At 32.9% G+C, this 26,253-nt stretch carries 21 protein-coding genes; 4 read left to right on the top strand and 17 right to left on the bottom strand.

Translation table 11 applies throughout. The features are described from left to right. Window positions 1-76: 76 nt before the first annotated feature. Window positions 77-2,224: a M3 family metallopeptidase gene (locus J3S90_RS14070; RefSeq protein WP_210646715.1), complete on the top strand. Its 2,148-nt coding sequence runs from the start codon at window positions 77-79 to the stop codon at window positions 2,222-2,224. A gap of 83 nt (window positions 2,225-2,307) precedes the next feature. Here the strand turns inward: J3S90_RS14070 and J3S90_RS14065 are convergent, their stop codons facing one another. The 7 genes from J3S90_RS14065 to J3S90_RS14035 form a co-directional block, all read right to left on the bottom strand. Continuing rightward, a complete protein-coding gene (locus J3S90_RS14065; protein WP_210646714.1) occupies window positions 2,308-2,670 on the bottom strand; it encodes a nuclear transport factor 2 family protein in 363 nt (120 codons plus the stop codon). A gap of 84 nt (window positions 2,671-2,754) precedes the next feature. Continuing rightward, on the bottom strand, window positions 2,755-3,663 hold the full coding sequence (locus J3S90_RS14060) for a pseudouridine synthase (RefSeq protein WP_188051417.1): 909 nt from the start codon (window positions 3,661-3,663) through the stop codon (window positions 2,755-2,757). A 296-nt stretch (window positions 3,664-3,959) separates the two neighbouring features. Continuing rightward, window positions 3,960-4,886: a geranylgeranylglycerol-phosphate geranylgeranyltransferase gene (locus J3S90_RS14055; RefSeq protein ID WP_236023968.1), complete on the bottom strand. Its 927-nt coding sequence runs from the start codon at window positions 4,884-4,886 to the stop codon at window positions 3,960-3,962. A gap of 149 nt (window positions 4,887-5,035) precedes the next feature. Beyond that, the gene (locus tag J3S90_RS14050; protein WP_188051415.1) at window positions 5,036-5,974 is read right to left on the bottom strand and encodes a mevalonate kinase family protein; all 939 of its coding nucleotides are present in this window, start codon (window positions 5,972-5,974) and stop codon (window positions 5,036-5,038) included. 51 nt (window positions 5,975-6,025) lie between these two features. After that, window positions 6,026-6,220, bottom strand: coding sequence for a hypothetical protein (locus J3S90_RS14045; protein ID WP_188051414.1), 195 nt, complete (start codon window positions 6,218-6,220; stop codon window positions 6,026-6,028). 37 nt (window positions 6,221-6,257) lie between these two features. Further along, window positions 6,258-7,361, bottom strand: coding sequence for a diphosphomevalonate/mevalonate 3,5-bisphosphate decarboxylase family protein (locus J3S90_RS14040; RefSeq protein ID WP_210646713.1), 1,104 nt, complete (start codon window positions 7,359-7,361; stop codon window positions 6,258-6,260). Window positions 7,362-7,512: 151 nt separating this feature from the next. Beyond that, entirely contained in the window at window positions 7,513-9,912 is a 2,400-nt protein-coding gene (locus J3S90_RS14035; RefSeq protein ID WP_210646712.1) for an outer membrane beta-barrel family protein, read from the bottom strand. A gap of 203 nt (window positions 9,913-10,115) precedes the next feature. Here J3S90_RS14035 and J3S90_RS14030 point away from each other — a divergent pair, with 203 nt between their 5' ends. The 3 genes from J3S90_RS14030 to J3S90_RS14020 all read left to right on the top strand — a co-directional run bounded on the left by J3S90_RS14030 (window position 10,116) and on the right by J3S90_RS14020 (window position 12,561). After that, window positions 10,116-11,168 carry a sensor histidine kinase gene (locus J3S90_RS14030; protein WP_210646711.1) on the top strand — a complete coding sequence of 351 codons (1,053 nt, stop codon included), beginning with the start codon at window positions 10,116-10,118 and terminating at the stop codon, window positions 11,166-11,168. Then, window positions 11,165-11,878: a LytR/AlgR family response regulator transcription factor gene (locus tag J3S90_RS14025; RefSeq protein ID WP_210646710.1), complete on the top strand. Its 714-nt coding sequence runs from the start codon at window positions 11,165-11,167 to the stop codon at window positions 11,876-11,878. The genes J3S90_RS14030 and J3S90_RS14025 overlap by 4 nt, the downstream gene beginning before the upstream one ends. Window positions 11,879-12,084: 206 nt before the next feature. Continuing rightward, window positions 12,085-12,561: a TspO/MBR family protein gene (locus J3S90_RS14020; protein ID WP_188051409.1), complete on the top strand. Its 477-nt coding sequence runs from the start codon at window positions 12,085-12,087 to the stop codon at window positions 12,559-12,561. A 24-nt stretch (window positions 12,562-12,585) separates the two neighbouring features. On the opposite strand, the gene J3S90_RS14015 is transcribed toward J3S90_RS14020, so the two are convergent. The 10 genes from J3S90_RS14015 to J3S90_RS13970 all read right to left on the bottom strand — a co-directional run bounded on the left by J3S90_RS14015 (window position 12,586) and on the right by J3S90_RS13970 (window position 26,047). Beyond that, window positions 12,586-13,323, bottom strand: coding sequence for a hypothetical protein (locus J3S90_RS14015; protein WP_210646709.1), 738 nt, complete (start codon window positions 13,321-13,323; stop codon window positions 12,586-12,588). Between the two features lie 91 nt (window positions 13,324-13,414). Further along, window positions 13,415-14,623 carry a BaiN/RdsA family NAD(P)/FAD-dependent oxidoreductase gene (locus J3S90_RS14010; RefSeq protein WP_210646708.1) on the bottom strand — a complete coding sequence of 403 codons (1,209 nt, stop codon included), beginning with the start codon at window positions 14,621-14,623 and terminating at the stop codon, window positions 13,415-13,417. Then, window positions 14,620-15,297, bottom strand: a complete 678-nt coding sequence (locus J3S90_RS14005) for a glycerophosphodiester phosphodiesterase (RefSeq protein WP_210646707.1) — start codon at window positions 15,295-15,297, stop codon at window positions 14,620-14,622. The genes J3S90_RS14010 and J3S90_RS14005 overlap by 4 nt, the downstream gene beginning before the upstream one ends. Window positions 15,298-15,419: 122 nt before the next feature. Continuing rightward, window positions 15,420-16,955 (bottom strand): flotillin family protein, encoded by a 1,536-nt coding sequence (locus J3S90_RS14000; protein WP_210646706.1) that lies wholly within the window; start codon window positions 16,953-16,955, stop codon window positions 15,420-15,422. A 13-nt stretch (window positions 16,956-16,968) separates the two neighbouring features. Beyond that, window positions 16,969-17,526, bottom strand: a complete 558-nt coding sequence (locus J3S90_RS13995) for an NfeD family protein (protein ID WP_210646705.1) — start codon at window positions 17,524-17,526, stop codon at window positions 16,969-16,971. A gap of 180 nt (window positions 17,527-17,706) precedes the next feature. After that, window positions 17,707-19,374, bottom strand: a complete 1,668-nt coding sequence (locus J3S90_RS13990; protein WP_210646704.1) for an alpha-amylase family glycosyl hydrolase — start codon at window positions 19,372-19,374, stop codon at window positions 17,707-17,709. Between the two features lie 96 nt (window positions 19,375-19,470). Continuing rightward, entirely contained in the window at window positions 19,471-21,582 is a 2,112-nt protein-coding gene (locus J3S90_RS13985) for a glycoside hydrolase family 97 protein (protein WP_210646703.1), read from the bottom strand. Window positions 21,583-21,611: 29 nt separating this feature from the next. Then, a complete protein-coding gene (locus J3S90_RS13980; protein ID WP_210646702.1) occupies window positions 21,612-23,909 on the bottom strand; it encodes a glycoside hydrolase family 65 protein in 2,298 nt (765 codons plus the stop codon). A gap of 117 nt (window positions 23,910-24,026) precedes the next feature. Beyond that, a complete protein-coding gene (gene pgmB / locus J3S90_RS13975; RefSeq protein ID WP_210646701.1) occupies window positions 24,027-24,683 on the bottom strand; it encodes a beta-phosphoglucomutase in 657 nt (218 codons plus the stop codon). Continuing rightward, the gene (locus J3S90_RS13970; protein WP_210646700.1) at window positions 24,683-26,047 is read right to left on the bottom strand and encodes an MFS transporter; all 1,365 of its coding nucleotides are present in this window, start codon (window positions 26,045-26,047) and stop codon (window positions 24,683-24,685) included. Before J3S90_RS13970 ends, pgmB begins: the two co-directional genes overlap by 1 nt. Window positions 26,048-26,253: the final 206 nt, after the last annotated feature.

Below are 26,253 nucleotides of genomic sequence, written 5' to 3'. Positions count from 1 at the left end.
TTTAGTTAATCCATCTGCGTTACTTCCATTTCAAATCCATTTCATTTATGTTTACGAACTTAATTAATTTACCAAAATGAGAAAAAAATCACTTTTTATTCTACTAGTTATCGGAAATATGTTAACTGTCGAAGCCCAAGAAAAAAAAGAAGAGAAAGGAAAAAATCCTTTTTTTCAACCGTATAACACTCCTTTTAATGTTCCCCCGTTTGATTTGATCAAAAATGAACATTTTAAACCTGCAATTTTAGAAGGAATTAAAGAGCATGATACAGAAATTAAAGCAATTGCAAATTCAACTGCTGCACCAAGTTTTGATAATACAATCCTTGCTATGGAAAATGCAGGCAAATTATTATCCAATGTAAATGCAGTTTTTTCAAATTTAAATTCGGCGAACACCAATAAAGAAATACAAAATATTGCTAAGGAAGTTGCGCCAAATTTATCTGCTCATAGAGATAATATTTATTTGAATGAGAAATTATTTGCCAGAGTGAAAGCGCTTTGGGACAAAAAAGAAACGCTAGGCTTAAATTTAGAACAGGCTAAAATTCTTGATAACTCCTATAAAAATTTCATCCGAAGTGGTGCGAATCTCTCAGATTCAGATAAAGGTGTATTAAGGAAAATTAATGGCGATCTTTCTTTATTAAGTTTGAAATATGGCCAAAATTTATTAGCAGAAACTAATAAATATGAATTAGTAATTACAGACAAAAAAGATTTAAAAGGTTTGCCTCAAGGCTTAATTGACGCCGCTGCAACTGATGCCAAAAACAAAGGGAAAGAAGGTAAATGGGTATTTACACTTTCTAATTCTAGTGTGATGCCCTTTTTACAATATAGTGCTAATAGAAAATTGCGTCAAGAGATCTGGAATGCCTATCAAACTAGAGCGAATCACGATGATGAAACTGACAACAAAGAAAATGTTGTGCAACTGGCTAACTTGCGCGGACAGCGAGCGCGTTTGTTAGGTTTTAAATCGCACTCAGATTATGTGTTAGAAGAATCTATGGCAAAAACGCCTGAAAATGTAAATAAGCTATTGAATGATTTGTGGAAGCCAGCTCTAGAAATCGCAAAACAAGAAGCGATAGATATCAAAAACATGATGGCTAAAGACGGAATAAAAGGAGCTGTTCAGCCTTATGACTGGAGATATTATACCGAGAAAATTAGAAAGCAACGTTTTGATTTAGATGAGGAGGAGTTAAAACCTTACTTTAGTTTAGAAAATGTAAGAAACGGTGTTTTTCAAGTAACTCAAAAATTATACGGTGTTACTTTTACAGAGCTCAATAATGTTCCTAAATATCACGAAGATGCTTCAGTTTGGGAAGTAAAAGAAGCTGATGGAAGTCATATTGGAATTATTTATATGGATTTTCATCCTCGTGATTCTAAACGTGGTGGTGCTTGGATGACCTCTTATAGAACGCAAGAAACGGTTAATGGAAAAAGACTAGCGCCAGTGGTATCCATTGTGTGTAATTTTACTAAACCTTCAGGTACAGCGCCTGCTTTATTGACTTTTGATGAGGTTACTACCTTTTTTCATGAATTTGGACATGCTTTACACGGACTACTTTCTAATGTGACCTATAAAAGCCTTGCAGGAACTAGCGTTCCAAGAGATTTTGTTGAATTGCCGTCTCAAATTATGGAGAATTGGGCAGCTGAAACAGAAGTCTTAAAAATGTATGCAAAGCATTATAAAACGGGAGAAGTAATACCAGAAAGCTTAATCAACAAACTTAAAAATGCAGGGACTTTTGATCAAGGTTTTACAACAACAGAGTATTTAGCCGCTTCGCTATTAGATTTAGAATACCACTCACAAACAAAGGATATCACTCTTGATGCAAATGCGTTTGAGAAAGCAGCAATGAAAAAAATTGGTTTGATAGATGCTATTATCCCTAGATACCGAAGTACGTATTTTAATCATGTTTTTGCTGGCGGATATTCTTCGGGTTATTACAGTTATATCTGGTCTGGAGTTTTAGATACAGATGCATTTGAAGTGTTTAAAACAACTAATTTGTTTAATCCAGAGAAAGCAAAATCATTTCGCGAGAATGTTTTAGAAAAAGGAGGTACAGAAGATCCTATGGTTTTATACAAGCGTTTTAGAGGTGCTGAGCCAAGTATAGAACCTTTGTTAAGAAAGCGTGGATTAGATAAAAAAGAAACAACTTTAAAAAAGTTAAAAGGATAAACTAAAATCTATTTTATAACAAAGAACCCTACATCAAAATTAAAATGAGGTAGGGTTTTTTGTTTTTAGTGTTCAACCAATATTTATCCGTGATAAACTCTAGAGAAAGTTATTTTATCGTCTCTTATGTCTAGTACTTCAGCGATTAGCATATCTTCTTGATCATCAACCGTTCTTATGTACTCCATAAATACTCGGTCTCCGTTTGCGGTAAGTGTTTTTACTTTGTAATTTAAACTTGGTAATCGATCAAAAGCATCTTGCCACCATTCTCTTAGTTGTTGTTTTCCAGTAACAAATCCGTTTGTTTCGGGTTTTAATATTTTTAGTTTTGGACTAAAATGTACTGCATCTTCATCGTATAAAGACAATAATTTTTCTAATTCTTTATTGTTAAAAGTCTCAAACCACTTAAAAGCAATCGACTGTAATTTTTCAGGTGTCATATAATTGAGGGGTGCGTTTAAATAAAAAATCCCATACCGTATAGAACGGAAGGGATTTTTGTTTAGTATAAATTAAAGTACGTATTAAACGTTCTTCAAATTGATGATTTCTTGATCAGTAAGTAATCTCCAGTTACCTCTTGGTAAATTTTTCTTCGTTAATCCAGCAAAAGCCACACGGTCAATTCTTAAAACATCATAATCAAAATGTTCAAAAATACTACGAACTACTTTTACATTAGAAGAGCGCAGTTGTAAACCAATTTCACTTTTCGCTTCTCCATCAATATAACTCACATCTTCAACAAAAACGCGGTGTCCATCAAGTGTCAAGCCTTTATTTATCTTTTCTAAATCTTCAAATTTCAAGTTTTTATCTAGGGAAACTTGGTATATTTTAGATGATTTCTGGCTAGGTAAAGTAAACTTACGAATCATATCGGTATCGTTAGTAAACAATAACAAACCGGTTGTATTTTTGTCCATTCTTCCTATAGCACCAATTTTTGCTGTAGTAGAACCTTTTACTAATTCTAATACATTACGATATTCTTGACCTTCGTCCATCGCAGTTGTAAAGTTTTTTGGCTTGTTCAACAAGATATAAACTTTCTTCTCTGGTGTCAATGTAGCACCGTCAAAATTAACAACATCACCAGGTTTTACCATATATCCCATTTCGGTAACCGGAATTCCGTTTACTTTTACAGTACCAGACGTAATGTAAATATCTGCATCACGACGCGAACAAGCCCCAGAATTAGCTATATATTTGTTCAAACGAATTTCGTCTTTCACTTTTGGTCTCTTTGCCGCTTGGTTTGGCTTTTTCTCTACTTTATCAGAAACAACTTCTGCAACTTTAGTAACGGTTTTAACTTTTTTTGGCCCTTGTGCCCTTTTTTGCATCGCAGGTTTTGGCTTGTTAGAACTTGGTCTTGAACTAGTTGCTCTTGGACCACTTCCTTTATTATTGCCTTGCTTATTATTCATAATATTCCTTAATTTGCGCAAAGGTAGTATTTATATAATTGATAATCAATAGTTGAGGAGTATAAATAGGTAACTATCTAGCTAATAAGTCACTTAATTGTTTGAGTTTCTTTTTCTGGAGCTATTTCCCGCTTTTCACTCTATCTTTTATAACATTTTGCTTTCCGCCTTCAAAAGGCTAAAAGCCAAATATTATAAAAGGATGCCGTTGCAATCGGGGCTAGGCGAGTATCTTAATTAGCTATTCTTATAATAATAGATTTAGCAGTATCTAAAATCTATTTTCATTTTTTTTTTTAAATAGTCAACAGCATTCTTTTCCCATGCCATAATACCGTTGGATCTATCAAAACAATACAAAATACACCCGCAACAATTAAAAATTTGAGCACGTTGTGTAGAAATAAAAATTGCCCTTTTCGGTTTGCTTTCCAAAGGTATAACAAAAAGAAAATCAATATGATAAGGCAGGAATAAAAATAAATATCCATAAAGCCAACATCGGATATTTCAATTAAAACATAAACAGGAATAATTATTAAAACTGTCAATGTTGTAATGATTTGTTTGGAGATCATCTCACCATAAACAATAGGTATGGTTTTATAACCATTGGCTAAATCTCCTTTTAAGTTTTCTAAATCTTTAATCATTTCACGAATAAGAAGCAGGATAAAAAGAAAAGTTGCGTGCGAAAAGATCACTCCCAATTGTCTTTTATAATTGTCAATATCTTCAAACGGAATGCGTGTGTAGAAGTAAAGTAAAATAGCAAAAAAAGGTAAAACCGCTAACAAAGCAGCTGTAAGATTTCCAATTAATGGGTATTTTTTTATTTTATGAGAATAAAACCAAATAAAAAATATGTAGCCAGAGAAGAATAAAAATACGCGCCAGGAAACAAATAGAGCCATCAAAGCAACAATAAAATTAAGGGTAAAATAAACGCTTAATTTTGTTTTCTGACTGACCAATCGATCCAACATTGATTTGTTAGGACGATTGATTAAATCTTTTTGGCTATCGTAAAAATTATTAATAATGTAACCCGAAGCGATCGTTAGTGAGGAAGCGAAAACCAGTATAAACAAATTGAAATCCAACAAAATATCTAAAGCTCTTTTCTCGGGAGCGAGTATAAATACGGCAGATAAATACTGCGCTAAAATAATTATTGGAATGTTATACCCTCTAACTACAGAGAACAAACTTGCAATTTTCATTATAAGAAGTTTGTGCTTTCTGTTCATTGAAACATCTGGTTAGCCACAAAGGCACAAAGGCTCTAAGTATTTTTTATTAGTAATTAAACAACAATTATTTCGATATTTATTTTAATTTTCTCCTGGTGGATGTACTATTAAAAAGAATTTTAAAATTGGTAAACTACTTCTAATTTATAATCGATCAATGACAGTCTTGCTTTTTCTAAATCTTCTGTAAAACCTAGAATATAACCGCCACCGCCAGAACCACATAATTTTAAGTAGTAGTCATTGCTATCAATTCCTTTTTGCCAAATTCCGTGAAATTGCTCTGGAATCATAGGTTTAAAATTATTCAAAACTACTTTTGATAATTTTTTGGTGTTCATGAACAAAGATTTCATATCACCACCCAAGAAATTTTCTACGCAAGCATCAGTGTGTTTTACAAACTGATTTTTCAACATAGCACGGAAGCCTTTATCTTTTAAATTTTCCATAAAAATATTAACCATTGGAGCGGTTTCACCCACAATTCCTGAGTCTAACAAGAAAACAGCACCTTTACCGTCAAAACTTTGAGTTGGAATTCCTGTTGCTTCAATATTATCTTTAGAATTAATTAATATAGGAATACTTAAATAACTATTTAAAGGATCTAAACCGGAACTTTTCCCGTGGAAAAAACTTTCCATTTGAGAAAATATATTTTTTAATTGCAACAGTTTCTCGCGAGTTAAATTCTCTAAAACTGTAATTTTATTTTGAGCATATTTGTCATAAATAGCAGCAACAAGAGCGCCACTACTTCCTACACCATATCCTTGCGGAATGCTAGAATCAAAATACATTCCCGTTTCAACATCTTCATTTAAAGTAATTAAGTCAAAATTGACTAAATTAGGTTGTTCCTTTTGTAGGTTTTGCAAATACACCACAAAACGTTTCAGATGTCCATTCGATTTTATCGCTTCCTCAGATGGGTTTTCCTCTTTTTTCAAAGCGCCATTGTAGAAGTTATACGGAATTGACAATCCCTTTGAGTCACGGATGATTCCGTATTCGCCAAAGAGTAATATTTTTGAATAAAATAAAGGTCCTTTCATATGAGGTAGGTAATTAGCAATTTGGGATTGTTAATCTGATTTTATATATTTTTAAAAATCGGCTGTATCAGCTTGATTTTCTTTTTGTATTTCGTTATTTATTACCGCTTGTTCCTCTGGCGATAATTTCTCCCAAGCTTCTTGCTTGTCTTTTTCAAAAATCGTTTTTATGGCATCAATTATCGCTTTGTCATTAGTCGCTAACAAAAGCTGTATCAATTCTATTTTTTCTGACTGAATATCCATAATCTAACTATTAGAAAATAAAGGTATTGAAAAAAACTTAATACTCAACCGCTCCACTTCCAATTTCGTCACAAATGTACTGACGATTTTGGCAAAAGCCAACTAATTCGTCTTGAATAAATTGCAATACAATTTCTTTATCCTTATTTGGATACAAAACATGCACATTTGCTCCAGCGTCTAAAGTGAAACAAACGGGTATTTTAGTAGCATTCCTAAACTTCCAAATGGCATTAATGATTTCTAAAGTATTAGGTTTCATTAATATAAAATACGGCATCGAAGTCATCATCATCGCATGCAAAGTCAAGGCTTCGCTTTCTACAATTTTGATAAATGCATCTAAATCTCCATTTTCGAAAATAGCAATTAATTGCTCTAAATTTTTATGCGCTTGTGCAAATCGCTTTTCGGCAAAAGGATGGTTGTGCATGAGCTCATGACCAACGGTACTAGAAACCTGTTTTTCGCCTTTATCAACTAATAAAATGGTGTCTTGAAAATTTTTGAAATTCTCATGAACAGTATGCGGGAATTCAACTCCAAATAAATCTGAACTTCCAGGAATATTGTTGTGATTTCCCCAAACTACGATTTCTCCTTTTATACTACGACAAGCACTTCCAGAACCTAAACGTGCGAGCATTGATGCTTTTTGATAAAAATAAGCTTCCGTCATTGCTGGATTTAATTCTTTCTCTAAACGCATCAAGTTCATCGCTAAAGCCGCCATTCCTGATGCCGAAGATGCGATTCCTGAACTGTGTGGGAAAGTATTTTCGGTATCAATCGTAAAATGATATTCTTTTAAAAAAGGCAAGTAAATTTCGATTCGCTCTAGAAATTTCTGAATCTTTGGTTTAAAATCTTCTTTTGGTTTCCCTTCAAAAAGTAAATCAAATGAAAAAGTATTGGCTGTTGCATTTTCCGTAAGCGAATTATCTTTTTTGGCGAAAGCCAATTTAGTAACTGTTTTGCAATTATTAAGTGTAAAACTCACAGATGGATTTGCAGGAATCTGATTGTCTTTTTTGCCCCAATATTTCACTAAAGCAATATTGCTAGGAGCGCTCCACTGAAAGTTACCACTTTCTACAGTATGCGTATAGTTTGAAGGAATAAAATCCGTTGCTGTAAACATAATTGATAAATTTTGTGCAAAGATACTCTATTTTTTACCGCTGATTCGTAGATTTTTTTAAATCAATTCTGATGAAAATTGTTGTGCGATCTGTATGTAATTTGCTTTTTCTAATAATTATCTTTTTCTAAACTCAAGAATAGAATACTAATTATAATCTATTTTGCTCGTCATTAAGGTCAGCCTCTTTTACTTCTTTCTTTTTTGCTGAACCAAAACTGTAGGTAAGAGATACAGTTACTTTTCTTGTTTCCCAACGATTTACCCAGTTGGTTGTTACGTTATCTTGTTTGGTAGTTTGTATCCATTGACTTTTTTTCAATACGTTTTGAGCGCTAAGATTCAAACGTAATTTGTTGTTAAGAAAATCTTTTCGCATACCAAAAGACATATCATATAAGGGTTTGAAAGTGGTGTTTCCATAATCTCCATTTTTACTGTAAAAGCTATTCCAAGTGGCACTCCAATCTTTTGCAAGGGTAAAAGACTGATTTATTCCTGCGGTGTACGATATACCACTATTGTCAAATTTATAGCCTTCCAAATCAGATTTTGCTTGTCCAAAAGAAACTTCGCTACTTACTTGAGCTTCCCACCATTTTTTTAAAGTCCAACTGGTGTTGTAGGAAAGTCCGATGCTTTTAGAACTTCCAATGTTGTCATAATACAATGTTGTAATTTTTGTATCCTTATTGTAATCTATAATTTGATACATTTCGTCTGTAGAAAAATTCGCAAATAAGGAAACAGATGTTTTTTGTTTATTAATCCAAACTAATTCAAATGCATCGGTAAACTGAGGAGTTAAATTAGGATTTCCTACAGAAACATTATACGTGTCTATATATTCGTAATAAGGATTTAGATATAAATAACGAGGTCTTTGGATGCGGCGGCTGTAGGAAAATTTGAATTGATTGCTTTCTAAATTGGCATTAATGCTAAAGGAAGGAAAAAGAGATAAATACTGATCTTTATTCTTAGTATTAGAGGTTACAGAAGTAGCATTATAATTAATATATTCTGCTCGTAATCCTGCTTGAAATTCTAACTTCCCTGTAGTGAAATTTGCAATTCCATATCCAGAAAGAATAGATTCTTTATAAATCAGTCGATTGCTTCTGTTGGTATTTACAACATAATCTCCTTGCGCATTTTGGTCTTGTAAAACAATCGTATAATCATTGTTTACATAACCGTATTTGCTTCCTGTTTCTATACTAAAGGCTTTATTTATCTTTTTCTCGAAGTCTACTTTTGCACTTAAGATATTAAAGTTTGTAGGGTTTTGGTATTTTACAAACTCATTATTTTTGTAATTATCGTTGGTAATAGCTCTAAAATATGAATTTGATGTAATGCGGTCGCTTTCATTTTGGTAATTTGCATAATTTATTTGGGCATCCAATTTAGTATCTAAACTATCTGTGGCAAAATTGTAAAATACAGTACTTGTTAGGGTATTATTAAGAATTTCGTTTTGTGTTTTTAAGATCGTATAGCGATTGTAAATACTATTGTCAAATTCTTCGGTACGTCCGTTTGTAAGTTCATCACTTTTATAAACACTGTAATTTGCAGAGGCACCAATAGTAGCATTGGTATTTAATTTGTGCGCGGCTCCAAAGTTTCCAGAATAACTATTAGAAATAGGCAACCAATCATTTTTTTGCTTTAAAACTGTGGTAAGAAATGGGTTTACTACAGTTTGTTCTATAGTTCTGTGATTTGCAGATTCCGAGTAATTATAGTTTAAACCAAATTTAAGGTTCCATTTCTCGGTATTGTTGTAAAGGTTTATTCCGTTGTAGTTTTTGATGAATTCGGCATAACCAATGGATGTTTTTACATTTCCCGTTAATCCCGTTGCAGCAGATTTTTTTAAAACAATATTAAAAATACCGGCACTTCCAGAAGCATCATATTTTGCGGAAGGATTGGCAATAATTTCAACTGTTTTGATATTGGTTCCATCCATAGTTTTTAGATATTGCTTAAGCTCTTCACCAGTTAATAAGGAAGGTTTGCCGTCTATCATAATTTGAAGATTAGCATTTCCTCTAAAAACTACATTTTCATCCTTGTCTAAACGAACTCCTGGCAACTTGGCTAAAGTTTCAAGACCGTCATTGCCAATGCCCAAACCTGCTTTTTCTACATCAACAATCATTTTATCCTTACTGAGTTTTATTGCACTTTTATTTTGCATTATCACGACTTCATTAAGAGCTACGGAATCTTCCTCTAAATAAAAATCTTGATTTTGAATCGCCTTTTTTGCAGTGTTAATTTCTGATTTAAATGTCTTATAACCCAATATCTCTACTTGAATATAAAATGATGGAGTATTAAGTAGGATTTCATAATGTCCTTTTTCATCTGTGGTAGCGAATTTTAGGAAACTATTATTTTGAGCATTAAAAACAGAAACAGTTGCAAAAGCTAACTTCTCTTTATTGTTTTTTGCTGCTATTGTTCCTGTAAGTTTGGTTTCTTGTGCAAACAAAAAATTAATGTTGAATACTAAAAAAAGGATAAGGACTGTTTTCATGATGTTTGGTTTTGTTGTAGCAAATTTATAATAGAGAAACGGTGCCTAAATTCATTTTACACGATACGGTCTTTACACTACACCAAACCTTAAAAAGTATTTAATTTGTATTTTTTATAAAAAAAAGTAGGTTTCGTATAGCCAATTGGTGCGTTGATCCAAAAAAACATTTAAAATGAATGTAGAATGTGTAATTTCATCCCATGGAAATAAATAAAAAACAGTGGTACTTTCATTTTGCCATAATCCTTGTAGTTGTGATTATGGATCTTTTTGCAGATTATATTTATGCTGGATCAGAAGGGTTTGTCAAAAATTTTAAATTCCCTTTAAATTATGGGCGCATCATTATTTATGTAGCCACTTTTACAACTTATGCGCTAAACTTTTTTGTTGTTTGTCCTTACACGCTGCGAAAAAAGAATTATTTTAAATTTGCTTTGGGAGTTTTAATTCTCATTATTATTTTTGGGCGTATTCGCTATTTAGGAGAAGAAGTAATTTTATATCATTTCACCGGAAACCACAATTACTTTGAGGAGTCTAGAAAATTCTTTTTTTATACTTTTGACAATTCTTATTTTGCGCTCAAAGGGATTTTATACAGCACCTTATTGTATTTGTTCTTTGAGTTTGCAAGCAATCAAAACCGCATTCATAAATTGGAATTAGATTATAATAAAGCGGAACTCAATTTTCTTAAATCACAATTAGAACCTCATTTTTTGTTCAATACACTGAACACTTTTTATACCGATTTAATAGATACACAACCCAAGATAGCCAAAGATATTCATCGTCTTTGTGAACTATTACGTTATGTAACTTACGAAGCCGAGCAGGAGTTTATGAGCTTGAGTAAGGAAATTAAATTTATTGAGGATTATATTTATCTTCATAGAAAAAGATTTGAAGACACTTTATTTTTAGAGTACAATGTAGAAGGAATTGTTGGAGAACAAAGTGTACCCTCATTAGTTTTTATTCATTTTGTAGAAAATATTTTTAAACATGGAATTATCAACGACAGCGAAAATCCTGCAAAAATTAGTATAAACATTACCGAAAACGAAATTACAGTAGCAACTTACAATAAAATTTCATCTTCAGAAAGATATAATAATAGCGGAATTGGTAAGGAAAATTTAAAAAGAAGGTTGAGTGCCATTTATAAAGATGATTATGTGTTAAATTACAATCAATCTAATGATACCTTTACTACCGTACTAAAATTGCCACTTAAATATAAAATATGAAAATATTAAAATGTCTAATTGTTGATGATGAACCACCTGCAATCCGATTATTAGAAAAATATGTCTCTAAAGTTCCTTTTTTGGATTTAAAAGCCTCTACAACAAGTTCTCTAGAAGCATTGTCTAAAATTGAAGAAGGCGATATCGACTTAGTTTTTATGGATGTTCAAATGCCTGACTTAACGGGTTTGCAGTTGTCAAAAATTGTAAAAGGGAAAACAAACATCATTTTTACCACGGCTTATCCGCAGTTTGCATTGCAAAGTTATGAAGTAGACGCTGTAGATTATTTGCTTAAGCCATTTGAATTTGAGCGTTTTTATGAAGCTGTTTTAAAAGTAAAAAATAGTTTTCAATCAGAAATTAAAGAAGTTTTAAAAGAAGCAGATGAATTTATATTTATTAAAACAGACGGTAAAAATAATTTTGAAAAAGTCTATGTTAAGGACATCTGTTACATCGAAGGCTTAAAAAATTATGTAGCCATTCATTTAAACAACAAGCAGATTATCACCAATAATACCTTAAAAAGCATAGAGGATTTTTTGCCTGCTTCAGAATTTATAAAAACGCATAAATCATTTATTGTTTCGATGCGACACATTTCTAAAACAGATTCGTTGTGCGTTTACATAAACGACAAATGCATTCCTATTGGGGATACTTTCAAGAAAGAACTTTTTGAAATCATTCAACAAAAGAAATTATAATTTTAAAACCTTATTGAATTTTCAACATATTTTATTTTTACATTTTGAATGAGTATTATTTATCAATTCTAATTGTCAGCAAAGTAGTTATATTACAATAAATACAGCTTATTGAATTGTTTAAAAAAGTAGTTTTATTGAAACATATGTTTTTAAGAAATGCATTGAAGTTTTCATTAAATTTGTAAAACATAAAACACATTAAAATGAATAAGATTACCCGAATTCTATCAGTAGTAGTTACTTGCCTTGTGATAGGTTATTTTTCAGGAATCGTTACTCGCTCTGCTATTACAGATTGGTATCCCACTTTGGTAAAGCCTAGTTTTAATCCGCCCAACTGGATTTTTGCTCCCGTTTGGAGTTTGCTTTATGTTATGATGGGAGTTGCCGCAGGTTTGGTTTGGAACAGATTAGAATTTGAAAAAGAAGCCGTAAAAAAAGCGCTAATTTTCTTTGCGATACAGTTAGGATTAAACGCCCTGTGGTCGTATTTATTTTTTGGATTGCACAACCCAATGCTTGCAGGTTTAGAAATTATCGTATTGTGGTTGATGATTTATGAGACCTATGTTCAGTTTGGTAAAATCAATAAAATTGCGGGTTATTTGTTTCTGCCATATCTCGCTTGGGTTAGTTTTGCAGCAGTTTTGAATGCTAGTATTTGGTGGTTGAATAAATAGTATGATTACTATTGACTTTAATAATTATAACTTTTTAAAGTCACTGTTTTTATAAATTAAAAAGTCCATTATGTTTAATACACTTGTTTCTTTTGAAAGTGTTTGCGACTTAGGATCTGCTTCACAAAATTGAAGAAAGAGATTTATTTGCTCTGGTTTTAAATGTAGTGTTTGTATATAGAACTTTTCATCACAAGTCTTTCTTGCCAAAGTTGCAAATTCTATTTTAGGAATTTCTTTTTTGATGGGCTCATTTTCTTTTTTAAAAAGAGCCATAATTTTACTGCCAATTTTTATTAAATCGACACCATTTTCAATTCTTCCATCGTAAACAGCGGGATTTTTTAAACTAGTTGCATTTTTTATTAAGGTCATTTCCTCAATTTTCCCTTCTTCCCATTTATTATCCGCACTCAGTTTAATAGAAGGTATGTTGGTTATTACTACTTCGTTCAACTGTTCTGGTTTGAGTTGTAATGAAATTATTAAGTTGTTGAGGTTCATCGTTTTTTGATCAACCATTAATCTCTTTATTTCATAGTTTTTAGAAATGAAAACTAGTTCATCTCCAACTTTTACTTGGACACTAAATGTTCCTAATGTATTAGTAGTAATAACTTGTTTAGAATTATAATTGGCCACATCCACTTTCGGAACAGGATTTTTTTCACACATTACCACACCCTTTAGTGTTTTTTGGGATTGTGAAAAAACAGAATTTACCATGATAAAATAGCAAGCAAACAGTAATTTTCCTTTCATGAATAGCAATTAGATAGAAAGTAAAAATATAAGTTTAATCCTAAAATAAAGTTAGTAAAGCATTAAAGTCTTGTTAATTGACTTTTAGTCTTTAAATAGTATTCGCTACAATAAAACCACTCGTCCAGGCGTTTTGAAAATTAAATCCTCCAGTTATCGCATCAATATTTACGATTTCGCCCGTAAAATAGAGGTTTTTATGTAACTTACTTTCCATGGTTTTAAAATTAATTTCTTTTAAATCGATTCCGCCTGCCGTTACGAACTCTTCTTTAAAAGTGCTTTTTCCATTCACTTGAAATGTACCATTTACCAATTGATTTATTAAGTTTGTCAGTTGAATTTTAGATAAATCGGCCCATTTTGTTTCGGCTTCAATTCCAGAGGCAAGCACTAAACTTTCCCACAATCGATTGGTTAATTCAAAAGGTGATTTCTTAGAAACTGATTTTTTAGCATGCTCTTGTTTTAAGTCTTTTAGCTTTTTTTCAACTTCTTCTGAATCAGCATCATTAAGCCAATTTACAAAAATTGTAAACTGATAATTTTTGTCATGCAAAATTCGTGCTCCCCAAGCCGAGAGCTTTAAAATGGCCGGTCCGCTCATTCCCCAATGTGTAATTAGTAAGGGTCCAGAAGAAATTAGTTTTGTATCTTTTACTTTTACAGTCGCTTGTGCCGCCACACCTGGTAATTCTTTTATTCTAACATCTTTGATATTAAAGGTAAATAGCGAAGGAACTGGTGTAATTACTGCGTGACCAAAATTTTGTAACATTTCCCAGACTTTGGGATTACTTCCTGTTGCTAATACTAGTTTTTCGCAAAGATAGTTTTCGGTTTGTGTTTCTATTTTCCAAAAAGACTCTTGTTTAAAAATAGATTGCACGCTTTGTCCAGTTAAAACAGCGATTCCCAATTTTTTTGTTGCTTCTAGAAAACAATCAATAATCGTTTGAGAGGAGTTTGAAACGGGAAACATACGCCCGTCCGATTCGATTTTTAGTGCTACACCGTGTTTTTCGAACCATTCAATAGTATCACCAGCACCAAATTGATGAAAAGGACCTCGAAGCTCTTTTTCGCCACGCGGATAAAACTTTACTAATTCATTTGGTTCAAAACAGGCGTGAGTCACATTACATCTTCCGCCACCAGAAATTCTAACTTTTTGTAAAACTTCGCTACCACGTTCTAGAATAGCTACTTTCAATGTTGGGTTTTTCTCTACAATATTTATTGCTGTAAAAAATCCTGCTGCGCCACCGCCAACTATAATTATATCAAAATTCTGATTCATATTCTGTCTGGGAAATCAGTAATGATTCCGTTTATGTTATATTGTTTTATTTTCTCGATGTCCTCTGGTTCATTGATTGTCCAGGGAAAAACGTGTATTCCTTTAGCTTGAATTTTAGAAACGTTCTCTTTGTTTAGCAAATGAAAATGTGGGTGAATTGATCTTGCCTGAATAAATTTGGCGAAAGCCAAAGCCAAGTCTAAATCGGTTTCTGTTAGAACGCCAATGTGAATCTCTTCGCTTAAAAACCGAACTTGTTGTAAGGCATTCCAGTCAAAACTAGAAACTATAAATTGATTGTATTTCCAGTTTTTCTCCGAAACATATTTCTCGATCAGTACTACTATTTTTTCAGCTGTTTCATAACTCTTTAATTCAATATTGACCAAACAATTTTGATTAACTAAATCTAAAACTTCAATTAAAGTTGGAATTTCATGCTCATTATTAATTCTAAAAGCTTTTAATTCAGACAAAGATAACGTCTTTACAAAGCCATTTCCGTTTGTGGTTCTATCGATTGTTTCATCGTGAATAACTATTAATTCATCGTCAAGACTCAGATGAACATCTAATTCTATTCCGTCCACTTTTAAGTCTAACGCTTTTTGAAAAGAAATTAATGTGTTTTCTGGTTCGAAACCTTTGGCGCCACGATGGCCTATTTTAAGCATATAGGAAGATTTTTTTTCAAAGGTAACTAAAATAAAAAAGCACAAACCAAAAACGATTTGTGCTTTAGAGATTCGCAATAGATTATCTAAAAGTTAAAAATTAACTTAAGGATTATTTATTTCTATACTTGATCAGTTGGAGTTATGATTTCAGCAGGAGCAGTGCTTTTGCTATTTACCTCCTTTGTATCCTCTCCTTTTAAATAAGTAGGTAAATTTAATCCTGCCATATTAAATAAATCATTCAAAGGAGGAACCGTTTTCATCATGCCAGAGACAAAATTAGCTGTAGAACCTGCGCCATTGTCACCATTGTTTCCAGAATCCCAAACCGTGATTTTATCAATTTTGATGTTTTTTACAGCTTCCACTTGAGTTCGAACCAATTCGGGTAATTTTTCAATCAATAATAATTGGAACGCCTTTGTAGGATCTCCACCAGCAGCGCTAACTACTTCCTTATATCCTTCTGCTTGTTTTGTTAATATTTCATACAAACCTTTTGCTTCTGCTTCCATTTTTGCAAAGATAGCATCGGCCTCACCTTTGGCTAATTCCCTTGTTTTTTCGGCCTCAGCTTGTGCATCAATAATGGCTTTTTGTTTTGCAATTTGAGCAGGAATAACAATATTAGCATTTTGAGTAGATCGTTCTCTTTCTGCACGAGCTTCTTCGGCTTTTTGCTCTGCAACATAGGATTCTTCTAGTGCTCTTGCACTTTGTACTTTTTCTGAGGCGAGTGCCATTCTTAATGCTTCTGCTTCGCGCTCTCTTCTTGTTGCTTCTGATTGTGCAATAGCAATACGTGCTTCATTTTCTCCTTGAATTGCAATTGCATTGGCCTCCGATGTTTTTACACGGGTATCTCTTTGTGCCTCTGCTTTACCAATACTTTCATCCTTGAAAGCTGCAGCAATACTTACTTCTCTATCTTTATTTGTGATGGCAATTTTTACGTCGCGATCACGGTGGGTTTCTGCAATTTGAACGTCTTTCTCACGATCTGCCATTGCTTTTCCAGTTTCTCCAATTTTTTCTTGTTCTGCAACTGATATCTTAGCTTCATTAATAGCTTTTGCAGCAGCTTCCTTTCCTAGAGCTTCTATATAACCCGATTCATCTTTGATGTCGGTTACGTTTACGTTGATTAATTTTAAACCAATTTTCTTTAATTCCGAATCTACATTTTTAGAAATATTCTCTAAGAATTTATCCCTGTCAGAGTTTATTTCTTCGATAGTCATTGTGGCAATAACCAAACGCAGTTGCCCAAATAAAATATCTTTTGCTAATTCCTGAATTTGTTCTGGCTGTAAACCTAGCAAACGTTCTGCAGCAGTATTCATGCTTTCACTTTCTGTTGAGATTGCAATAGTAAAACGACAAGGAACATCAACCCGAATGTTCTGGCGCGATAAGGCATTGGTTAAATTCGCATCAATAGAAAGTGGTTTTAAATCTAAATATTGAAAATCTTGAACAACAGGCCATATAAAAGCACCTCCTCCGTGAACACATTTTGCAGAAGTTCCTCCAGTGCGACCATAAATCACAAGAATTTTATCAGAAGGACATCTTTTATAACGCGATATAAGAGTTAAAAAGGAAACGAAAATAACGAATACGGCAACGACAATAATAATAATAATTTCGGTCATGGTTTAGTTTAATTTAATTTTTTTCTACAATTAATAAGGTGTTTTCAACAGCAATTACTTTTACGGAAGAATTCGAAAATATTTTTTCATTTGAAAGCGTCATGGCATCTAGTTCATGAAAAGATCCATTTACGCTAATTAGTACTTTTCCTTTTCCAGATTTAGCTTCTGGAATGGTAAGATATACTTCGGCTGTTTTGTTAAGTGTATCTTCTATTTTGAAACTATTGTTCTCCGATAGTTTTAAAATTTGCTTTACTAATATAAAGAAAACGCCAACAAAAGCTAAACCGATTGTAAGAGAAACACCAATCAGCACTGCTTTGTTCTGAATGGAATCATAAAATGAAATTCCGCTCCAGCTAAACCCTAATAAAAAGTTGATAAGATTGCGCAAGGTGAAGATTTCAAAAGGTAAATCTCCATCCCCAGCATCGGAGTCGATATCGGTTTCACCGCCGCTTAGGCCAATGAAAGTCATAATGGTTTGCAAAGTAAAAAATAAGCTAATTGGTAATGCGATATACCAGAAAGCTTTAAGCAAAGGTTCGTAGTTTTCTAAAAATTCCATTGGTTTGGTTTTGATTGCCAAAAATAGACGGAATTTTTTACAAAAGTTATATTTCTTAAAAAAGATATAAAATATATTTAAGTGTTTTACTACTTTTTGATAAAGTTCATTATAAAAAAAAACACCTTCATTTACAAAGGTGTTTTGAATAAGATGATAAAAAGCTTTTACTGTTTTTTATTATTTAGTTTCGGAAATGGCTTCTAATAAAACAATATCAAATTCAGAATCTATACTGACTTTTCCGTTTACAACCAAAACTTCTTTTCCTGAGTAAGTATCTTTTAGCTTTGTTCCGTTTTTAAAAATAGATGCTACCGTTACTTCTTTTTGACCTACTGGCAGATTTAATCCTATAATAACTGAATCCGAATAATTATTCTTGGATAATGTTCTAGAAAAAGTATAAGGCTGGTCGGAAATTTTTTTGTGAATTCCTGCACCAATTGAAGGGTGATTTCTTCTAAATTGCCCTAATTTTTGCCAATGTAATAGTGTTTTTTGAGTTTCTGAATTTGATTTAATTTCCTCCCAATTCATAAAAGAACGCAATGTTGCATCACCTTCTGTACCTTCGATTACTAACGATCGTGCACTTTCATCTCCATAATATACTTGAGATAATCCAGGCGAAAGTAACAACTTAATTGCCGCTTCTTTACTTTTTGTGCGTTTGGCATCAAAAGGAGCTCCGTCATCATGAGAAGATAAATAGTTTAAAACACTGTATCCTTTCAATTCATTATTTAACTTGTCTGAATATTTAGAGAATATAAATTCATATTCTTTTTGGGCATCCCCTTTAAATTCGAAATTGATCATGTTGTTAAAACCATTTTCGAAATAGTTGATTTTTTTATCTCCAAAGTCAAAAATTTTTCCACTGCCGATGCCATAATTATATACTTCGGCAATTGTATAGAAAGAATTTTCATCTAAAACTTTAGTAGGGTTATTTTGCTTCCAAGTGGCAAAAGCAAAGTCACATTGCGTTTTAAAATCAGCCCAAACCGTTTCTTCGGTGTGTTTTACTGTGTCGGCTCTGTAACCATCAATCCCGTAATCACTAATATAATCTGTGAGCCATTTTATAATATAATATTTGGGTGCTTTTGGATATCCTGTTCGAGCAAAAAACGCATCTAATTCTGCCATTTCTTTATCATAGCGTCCTTCTTTTTTCCACTTTTCGATTAGAAAAGGAGGTAAATCTACATTTTCATTACTTTCTGTTTTAAGGTCAGGAAGGTTAGAGACTAGCGTACACGCAGTGGTGCCTTCATAGGATTTATAATCACATACTGGACCTGTTCGTACCCAATTCTTTGGCCAGACAGTATCTGTTTGTGTTACCGGTCCAGTATGATTGATTACACCGTCTAGTATAATTCTAATTCCATGTGCATGTGCTTTATCGACTAGCATTCTTAAATCTTCCTTGGTTCCAAAGTTAGGATCTAAGTTAGTCCAATCTCTCGTCCAGTAACCATGAAAACCATATGTTAGTCCAGTTCCTTCATCTACACCATCGTGAATTTGTTCTACAATTGGTGTAAACCATATTGCATTTATTCCTAGTTTATCAAAATAGCCTTCTTCTATTTTTTTAGTAATTCCTATAATGTCACCGCCTTCAAAACCGCGTAATTTAGCCGTTTTTTTATTTCTTTCAAAATTAGTATCATTTGATGTATTGCCGTTATTAAAACGATCTGTTAGTAAGAAATAGACATTGGCTCCTTCCCATACAAAAGGTGTTTTCTGTGTTTTAGAAACATTTTTAGAAGCGGAACAACTTCCCATAATAATTGTTAGGAATAGAAAAAAAGGGATGAATTGCTTTTTCATTTTTTAAATTTAAACGATTGTATTTTAGCTCTTTTATTCTGAATTTTTTAGCTTATTCTAAAGTAAATTAAGTCGGGCTAATAAGCGATCAAACACTTATTTACTTTCGACAATACTAATTGCATAACCTCCCCCAGGCGCAGATAATTGTGATAGTTTTGATTTATTAGTGATTGTACTTTTAGTAATAGTGTATGCTTGCGGATTTGTTTTGTAATGCGCATCTTTAGCGTCAGCATAAATTATAGCGGTGTATTTTTTTCCTTTATCTAAAAAATCAAAATTAATAGTTGAAGTGCGGCTGTTGTCTCCATTTACGTTACCTACAAACCAATTATTAGTTCCTTTTGCTTTTCGCGCTACAGTAATGTAGTTACCAGGTTCTGCCTCTAGGTATTTACTTTCATCCCAATCTACTGCTACGTCTTTTATAAATTGAAAAGCATCTGGGAACGCATTATAATGTTCTATTAGATCTGCTGCCATTTGTAAAGGACTATACATCGTTACATACAAAGCCAATTGATTGGCAATAGTGCTATTTACATGTGACTTATTATCAGGATTTAGTTTGCTGATGTCCATTTCAAAAATTCCAGGCGTGTAATCCATTGGTCCACCGATTAAACGGGTAAAAGGTAAAATCGTTACATGATTTGGTTTAGAACCACCAAAAGCTTGATATTCTGTTCCTCTAGCCGATTCATTGCCAATTAAGTTTGGATAAGTTCTAGAGATTCCTGTAGGACGAATGGCTTCGTGAGCATTCACCATTATTTTGTAATCGGCGGCTTTTTCTATGGCATATTGGTAATGGTTTACAGACCATTGGTTATAATGATTTTCTCCACTTGGAAGAATATCTCCTACATAACCACTTTTTACAGAATCATAACCGTTATCTTTCATAAACTGATAGGCTTTGTCCATGTGACGCTCGTAATTCCGAACTGAACTTGAGGTTTCATGATGCATCATCATTTTTACTCCTTTAGATTTTGCATAGGCTTGAATCCCTTTTACATCAAAGTCAGGATATGGAGTTACAAAATCAAAAACATAATCTTTAGAATGTCCAAACCAATCTTCCCATCCTTCATTCCATCCTTCAACTAAAACGGCATTAAAACCATGAAGAGCCGCAAAATCAATATATTCTTTTACATGCTTCGTGTTGGCACCATGAGTTTTATTTGGTGTGGCCTTAGAATAATCGGTAATGCCTAACTGAACAGAGGGAAAATCATTGGTATAAGCCCAAGAACTTTTTCCAGTAATCATTTCCCACCAAACACCCACATATTTAATAGGTTTTATCCAAGAAGTATCTTCTATTTTACAGGGTTCGTTTAAGTTTAGGGTCATTTTAGAGTTCAAGATTTCTCGGGCATCATCGCTCACTATTATAGTTCTCCAAGGTGAGAAGTTAGGTGCTTGCATGTATCCTTTGTCTCCCTTTGCATCTGGTGTTAGCCACGATTGAAAAATCATGCTTTTATCGTCTAAATTCAAATGCATACACGAATAATTAATCAAAGCGGCCTCATGCAGATTGATATAAATCCCCTCCTTTGATTTCATCATTAATGAAGTTTGCACGCCTGTTGGTGAAAAAGATTTCTGGGATACGTTTTCAGTAAATGCTTTTTCTGAAAGACCTCTTATTTCTGATAATTTCGATTGTGTGTAATCATACTCTTGAGTGTCATAATCTCCTGGAATCCAAAAAGCAGTATGGTCTCCAGTCATTGCAAATTGTGTTTTTTCCTCTTTAATAATAAAATAAGTAAGGTTTTTTTGTGTTGGAAATTCATATCGGAAACCCAAACCATCATCAAACAATCTAAAACGAATGATAATTAATCGTTCCGTTTCTTTTTGTTTTAATGTTACTGCTAGTTCGTTGTAATGATTCCTAATTTTGTTTACTTCTCCCCAAATTGGTTTCCAGGTTTCGTCAAAACTAGTTTGTTGTGCATCCAATATAATAAAATCATGAAGTAATGATTTTTTGTCGTCTTTTAGCTCTAGTCCTAATGTACTTGGTTTTATAACATCTTTGTTTTTGTATGTAAGGTTATAAGTTGGAGTTCCATCATCCAATAAGGAAAATTGCATTACAAATTTGCCTTCAGGTGATTTTAATTCTTGTGCTTGCATAATGCTATTACTAAGAAGAATAAATGCAGTTAAAAATAGATTTTTCATATTTCTTTTTTTTAATGATATCGTAACTTTTAATTCTGTGGGCTTTTGCTAGCAAACACTTTTTGGTCATTAACGACTAGCGCTAGTTTTGTGTCTCCATTGACATAAAAATGAGTTTCATTTTGACTCACCACAACGGTTAAAATCTGATTTCTAAAATTAATTTTAAAGGAGTACGACTGCCATTGTTTTGGAATTTTTGGAGAAAAATGCAAAGTGTTGTCTCGTACTCTTAATCCACCAAAACCTTCTACAATACTCATCCAAGTTCCAGCCATAGATGTAATATGACATCCTTCTTCTACTTCATGGTTGTAATCATCAAGATCCAAACGAGAAGTCCTTAGATAAAAGGAATAAGCCATATCCATTTTGTCTAATAAAGCTGCTTGTATAGAGTGAACACAAGGAGATAGTGAGCTTTCATGAACAGTAAAAGACTCGTAAAAATCAAAATTATTTTTTAATTCTTCTCTAGTGAAATGATCTTCAAAGAAATAAAAACACTGCAAAACGTCAGCTTGTTTGATGTATGGCGAACGCAAAATTCTGTCCCAAGACCATTTTTGATTGATTGGTCTTTGGTCTTTGTGTAAATCGGCTACGCGAACAAGGTCTTTGTCTAAAAAACCATCTTGTTGTAAATATAGATTGTGTTCTTCAGAAAACGGGAAATACATATTATCTGAAACATTTTTCCAAGATTGTAATTCAGAATTGGTTATTTTTACTTTTTCAGTAATTCTTTTGTGATCCAACGGATATTCTAAGGATACTTTCTGAACTTGTTCATAGGTATATTCAAGGCACCATTTTGCAATATAATTGGTATAAAAATTATTATTGACATTATTTTCATATTCATTAGGGCCTGTAACTCCTAAGATTACATATTTTTTTTGATTGCTAGAATAATTTACTCTTTGGTGCCAAAAACGAGCAATTCCAATAAGGACCTCTAAGCCTTTTTCTGGAATATAGCTGTAATCACCTGTATACCTATGAAAATTATAAATAGCAAAAGCAATAGCTCCATTTCTATGAATTTCTTCAAAAGTTATTTCCCATTCGTTATGGCATTCTTCACCATTCATAGTCACCATTGGATACAAAGCTGCTCCATTTACAAAGCCTAATTTTGAAGCGTTTTCTATCGCTTTGTCTAATTGATTATAGCGGTAGGTCAATAAATTGCGCGTAACTTCTTGATCTTTTGTAGCCATATAAAAAGGAATACAATACGCCTCAGTGTCCCAATAGGTTGAGCCGCCATATTTCTCTCCTGTAAAACCCTTTGGTCCAATATTCAGGCGAGAGTCTTTACCCAGATAGGTTTGGTTTAACTGAAAAATATTAAAACGAATTCCCTGTTGTGCTTTTACATCTCCTTCAATGGTAATGTCTGACATTTCCCAGATCTCTGACCAAGCATTAATTTGATCTTCTAATAGTAATTCATATCCTTTGGATACTGCCTCTTCGATTGCTTTTTCTGCAGCAATTAGTGTGTTTTTATGGTTTAAAGAAACGGTATAACCTCCTATTTTTTGAATAGAGGATTTTTCTCCTTGCGCAACTATGACATCATAGTTAAATTGTATTTTATCTGATTTTGTTTCTACATCAGAAGGAGAAATAGCTGTTTTTTGTCCATTAGACCAAATGCTGTTTTGCATGAAAGTCGTTACTTTAAAATGAGTTTTAAAGGTTTGAGCTGTTACAAATGCTTTGTTATTTGCCTTTGATACCTCGAGCGGCTCCCAGAATTTTTCTTCCCAATTGGCATCTTCATTCGTAATTCCTGCATCAACATAGGGTTTGTAAATTATTTTTGCATTTTTGTTTAAAGGCGTTATTTCGTAATTTATGATACCAATCTCGTCAAGTTTTAATGAAACAAATCGACGTACATTTACTGCAATTTCGGTTCCATTCTTCAGTATGGCATTAAAAGAGCGATTGTACCATCCTTCCTTCATATTCAATTCTCTACGAAAGTTTTTTACTTCCACACAGGTGTTCAAATCTAAATTTTCTCCATTAATTTCGATATCGATTCCTATCCAGTTAGGAGCATTCAAAACTTTAGCGAAATATTCGGGATATCCATTTTTCCACCAACCCACTTTGGTTTTATCGGGATAGTAAATACCGGCAATGTAACTTCCTTGAAAGGTTTCTCCGGTATAATTTTCTTCAAAATTTGCACGTTGTCCCATGGCGCCATTGCCTATGCTGAACAAACTTTCGGAAGATTTGATACGTGTAACATCAAACCCTTCTTCTATGACAGACCAATTATCTGGTTTTATATAATCTTGATTCATTTCGCTTTAATTTGTAATAAGCCCTAATTAGTAGAGATTTGCTCCATTTTAGGAATAAGCAAGTAAGAGGACTAATTAGGTGTACTTGATTTTAAAAAAGTAATTTTTAGGAATTAGTTATTTTGAAATAAAAAACTCTATAAATGGGTTTTTTATAGCTGTAAAATCTTCAAATGTATATTTTGCTTCCTTTAATACAGAAGCATTTCCTATTCCGACACTGGTCATATTTGCTATGTTTGCAGCTTGAATTCCAGCTACAGAGTCTTCAAAAACAATTGCGTTTTCTGGAAGAACATTTAAAGATTTTGCTGCAATAAGAAAAACTTCAGGATCAGGTTTAGCATTCGTTACATCATTGCCATCAACAATTGTATCAAAATAGTCTATAATTCCTGTTTTCTGTAATATTGGTCTAGCATTTTTACTGGCAGAACCTAATGCTATCAATTGTTTTTTTTCCTTTAAAAATTGTAGTGTTTTGTGAACTCCCGGAAGAATCTCGGTTTCGTTCATGTTTGTTATATAGATGAGATAATCTTCATTTTTTTGAAATAGAAACTGTTCTTTTTCCTCTTGTATAAGATCAATTTTTCCTATTTCTAAAATGATATCTAAAGAGCGCACGCGGCTCACTCCTTTTAATAATTCATTATGATCTAATGTAAAATCTATACCTAGCTGATTGGCAATTTTTTTCCAAGCTAAATAATGATATCTGGCAGTGTCAACGATCACTCCATCTAAGTCGAAGATAAATGCTTTCTTATTCATTATTGCTGTTTTATTAAGTCATCTACATCCTGTACTTTAAAAACTAAAGCAGCAGCAATCAAGAAACTAAAGCCACTAGTAACCAATGCGAAAATAGCATTGTCATGGTAAACATATTTAACTAATGGTCCGCCGATCAAGGCATTTATAATTTGAGGAACTACAATAAAAAAGTTGAAGATACCCATGTAAACTCCCATTTTCATAGGAGATATTGAACCCGCTAATATAGCGTAAGGCATAGATAAAATACTAGCCCATGCGATTCCGACACCAATCATAGATAATATTAACCAGTTTTCATTTGGCACGAAGTAGATTGAGATTAATCCTAAACCTCCAATGACCAATGAAATAGAATGTGTTATTTTTCGACCTATTTTTTTTGCAATGTAAGGAAGAGCAAATGCGTAGAAAGCCGAAACCAGATTGTAAATTCCAAAAAGGACTCCAACCCAATCTCCTGCATTTTGGTACGCTTCACTTTTGCTATCGCTTATGGGTAAGCCGTATACGTGATGGGCTATGGCAGGAGTGCTAAATACCCACATTCCAAAAAGACCAAACCAAGAAAAGAATTGTACCCAACTTAACTGACGCATCGTTTCAGGCATTTTTTTGAAATCTTCAAAAATGTCTAATAAGCTGTTATTTTTGATTTTTACAGTTGAAACGTTTGTTTCTAAAAGTGTCTTTTTTTCTTCAAATTGTGCTAATTCTTCTGGAGAATATTCTTTTGTTGTAAAAATCGATACTAATATGGAACCAACAAGAATAATAGCTCCAATGACAAAAGATAAAATTAAATGCATTGGAACGCCGCCGCTTTCATTTCTATTAGAAACGCCAAACCAATTCGTTAATACATATGGTAGCCAAGAACCGATTACAGCACCAAAACCAATTAAAGCGGTTTGTACACTAAATCCAAGAGTTCTTTGATCCGTTCTTAAGTTGTCGCCAACTAATGCTCGAAAAGGTTCCATGGCAATATTAAACGAAGCATCCATGATCATAAGCATTCCAGCACCAACCCATAAAGCAGGTAAAAAGGTAATAAAAATGGCCGCTTGTGGCATTAATATTAAACCTACTGAAGCTAATACAGCACCTAATAAAAAGAATGGTTTTCGTCTTCCGAGTTTTCCCCAAGTTTTGTCGCTGTAATATCCTATGACCGGTTGTACAATGAGTCCCATTAAAGGAGCAATGATCCAAAACCAAGATAATTCATGTACGTCTGCACCAAAAATTTGGAGAATTCTGCTGGCATTAGCATTTTGAAGGGCAAAACCCATCTGTATCCCTAAGAAACCGAAACTCATGTTCCAAATTTCCCAGAAACTTAATCTACGCTTTTCCATTATCGTAATTTAAAATTGATACGATAAGCGCTATGCTTATCAAAACTTGTCTTATTTTCGAAGTAAAAGTCAAAGCTTTGAGTGGTAAATATAAAAATATATTTTAATTCTTTGTTTTTTATAAAGAAATAAAAGGAAAGATTTGCAACTACAAGGTTGTAGTGGTGAAATAAATAAGAAAAAAGATAATGTATGATTCAGGAAAA

Source organism: Flavobacterium flabelliforme (genome assembly GCF_017948675.1).
GTDB classification, from domain to species: Bacteria; Bacteroidota; Bacteroidia; order Flavobacteriales; family Flavobacteriaceae; genus Flavobacterium; species Flavobacterium pygoscelis.
The sequence above is the reverse complement of the archived record's forward strand: the minus strand, read 5'-3'. Positions and strand labels throughout refer to the sequence as shown.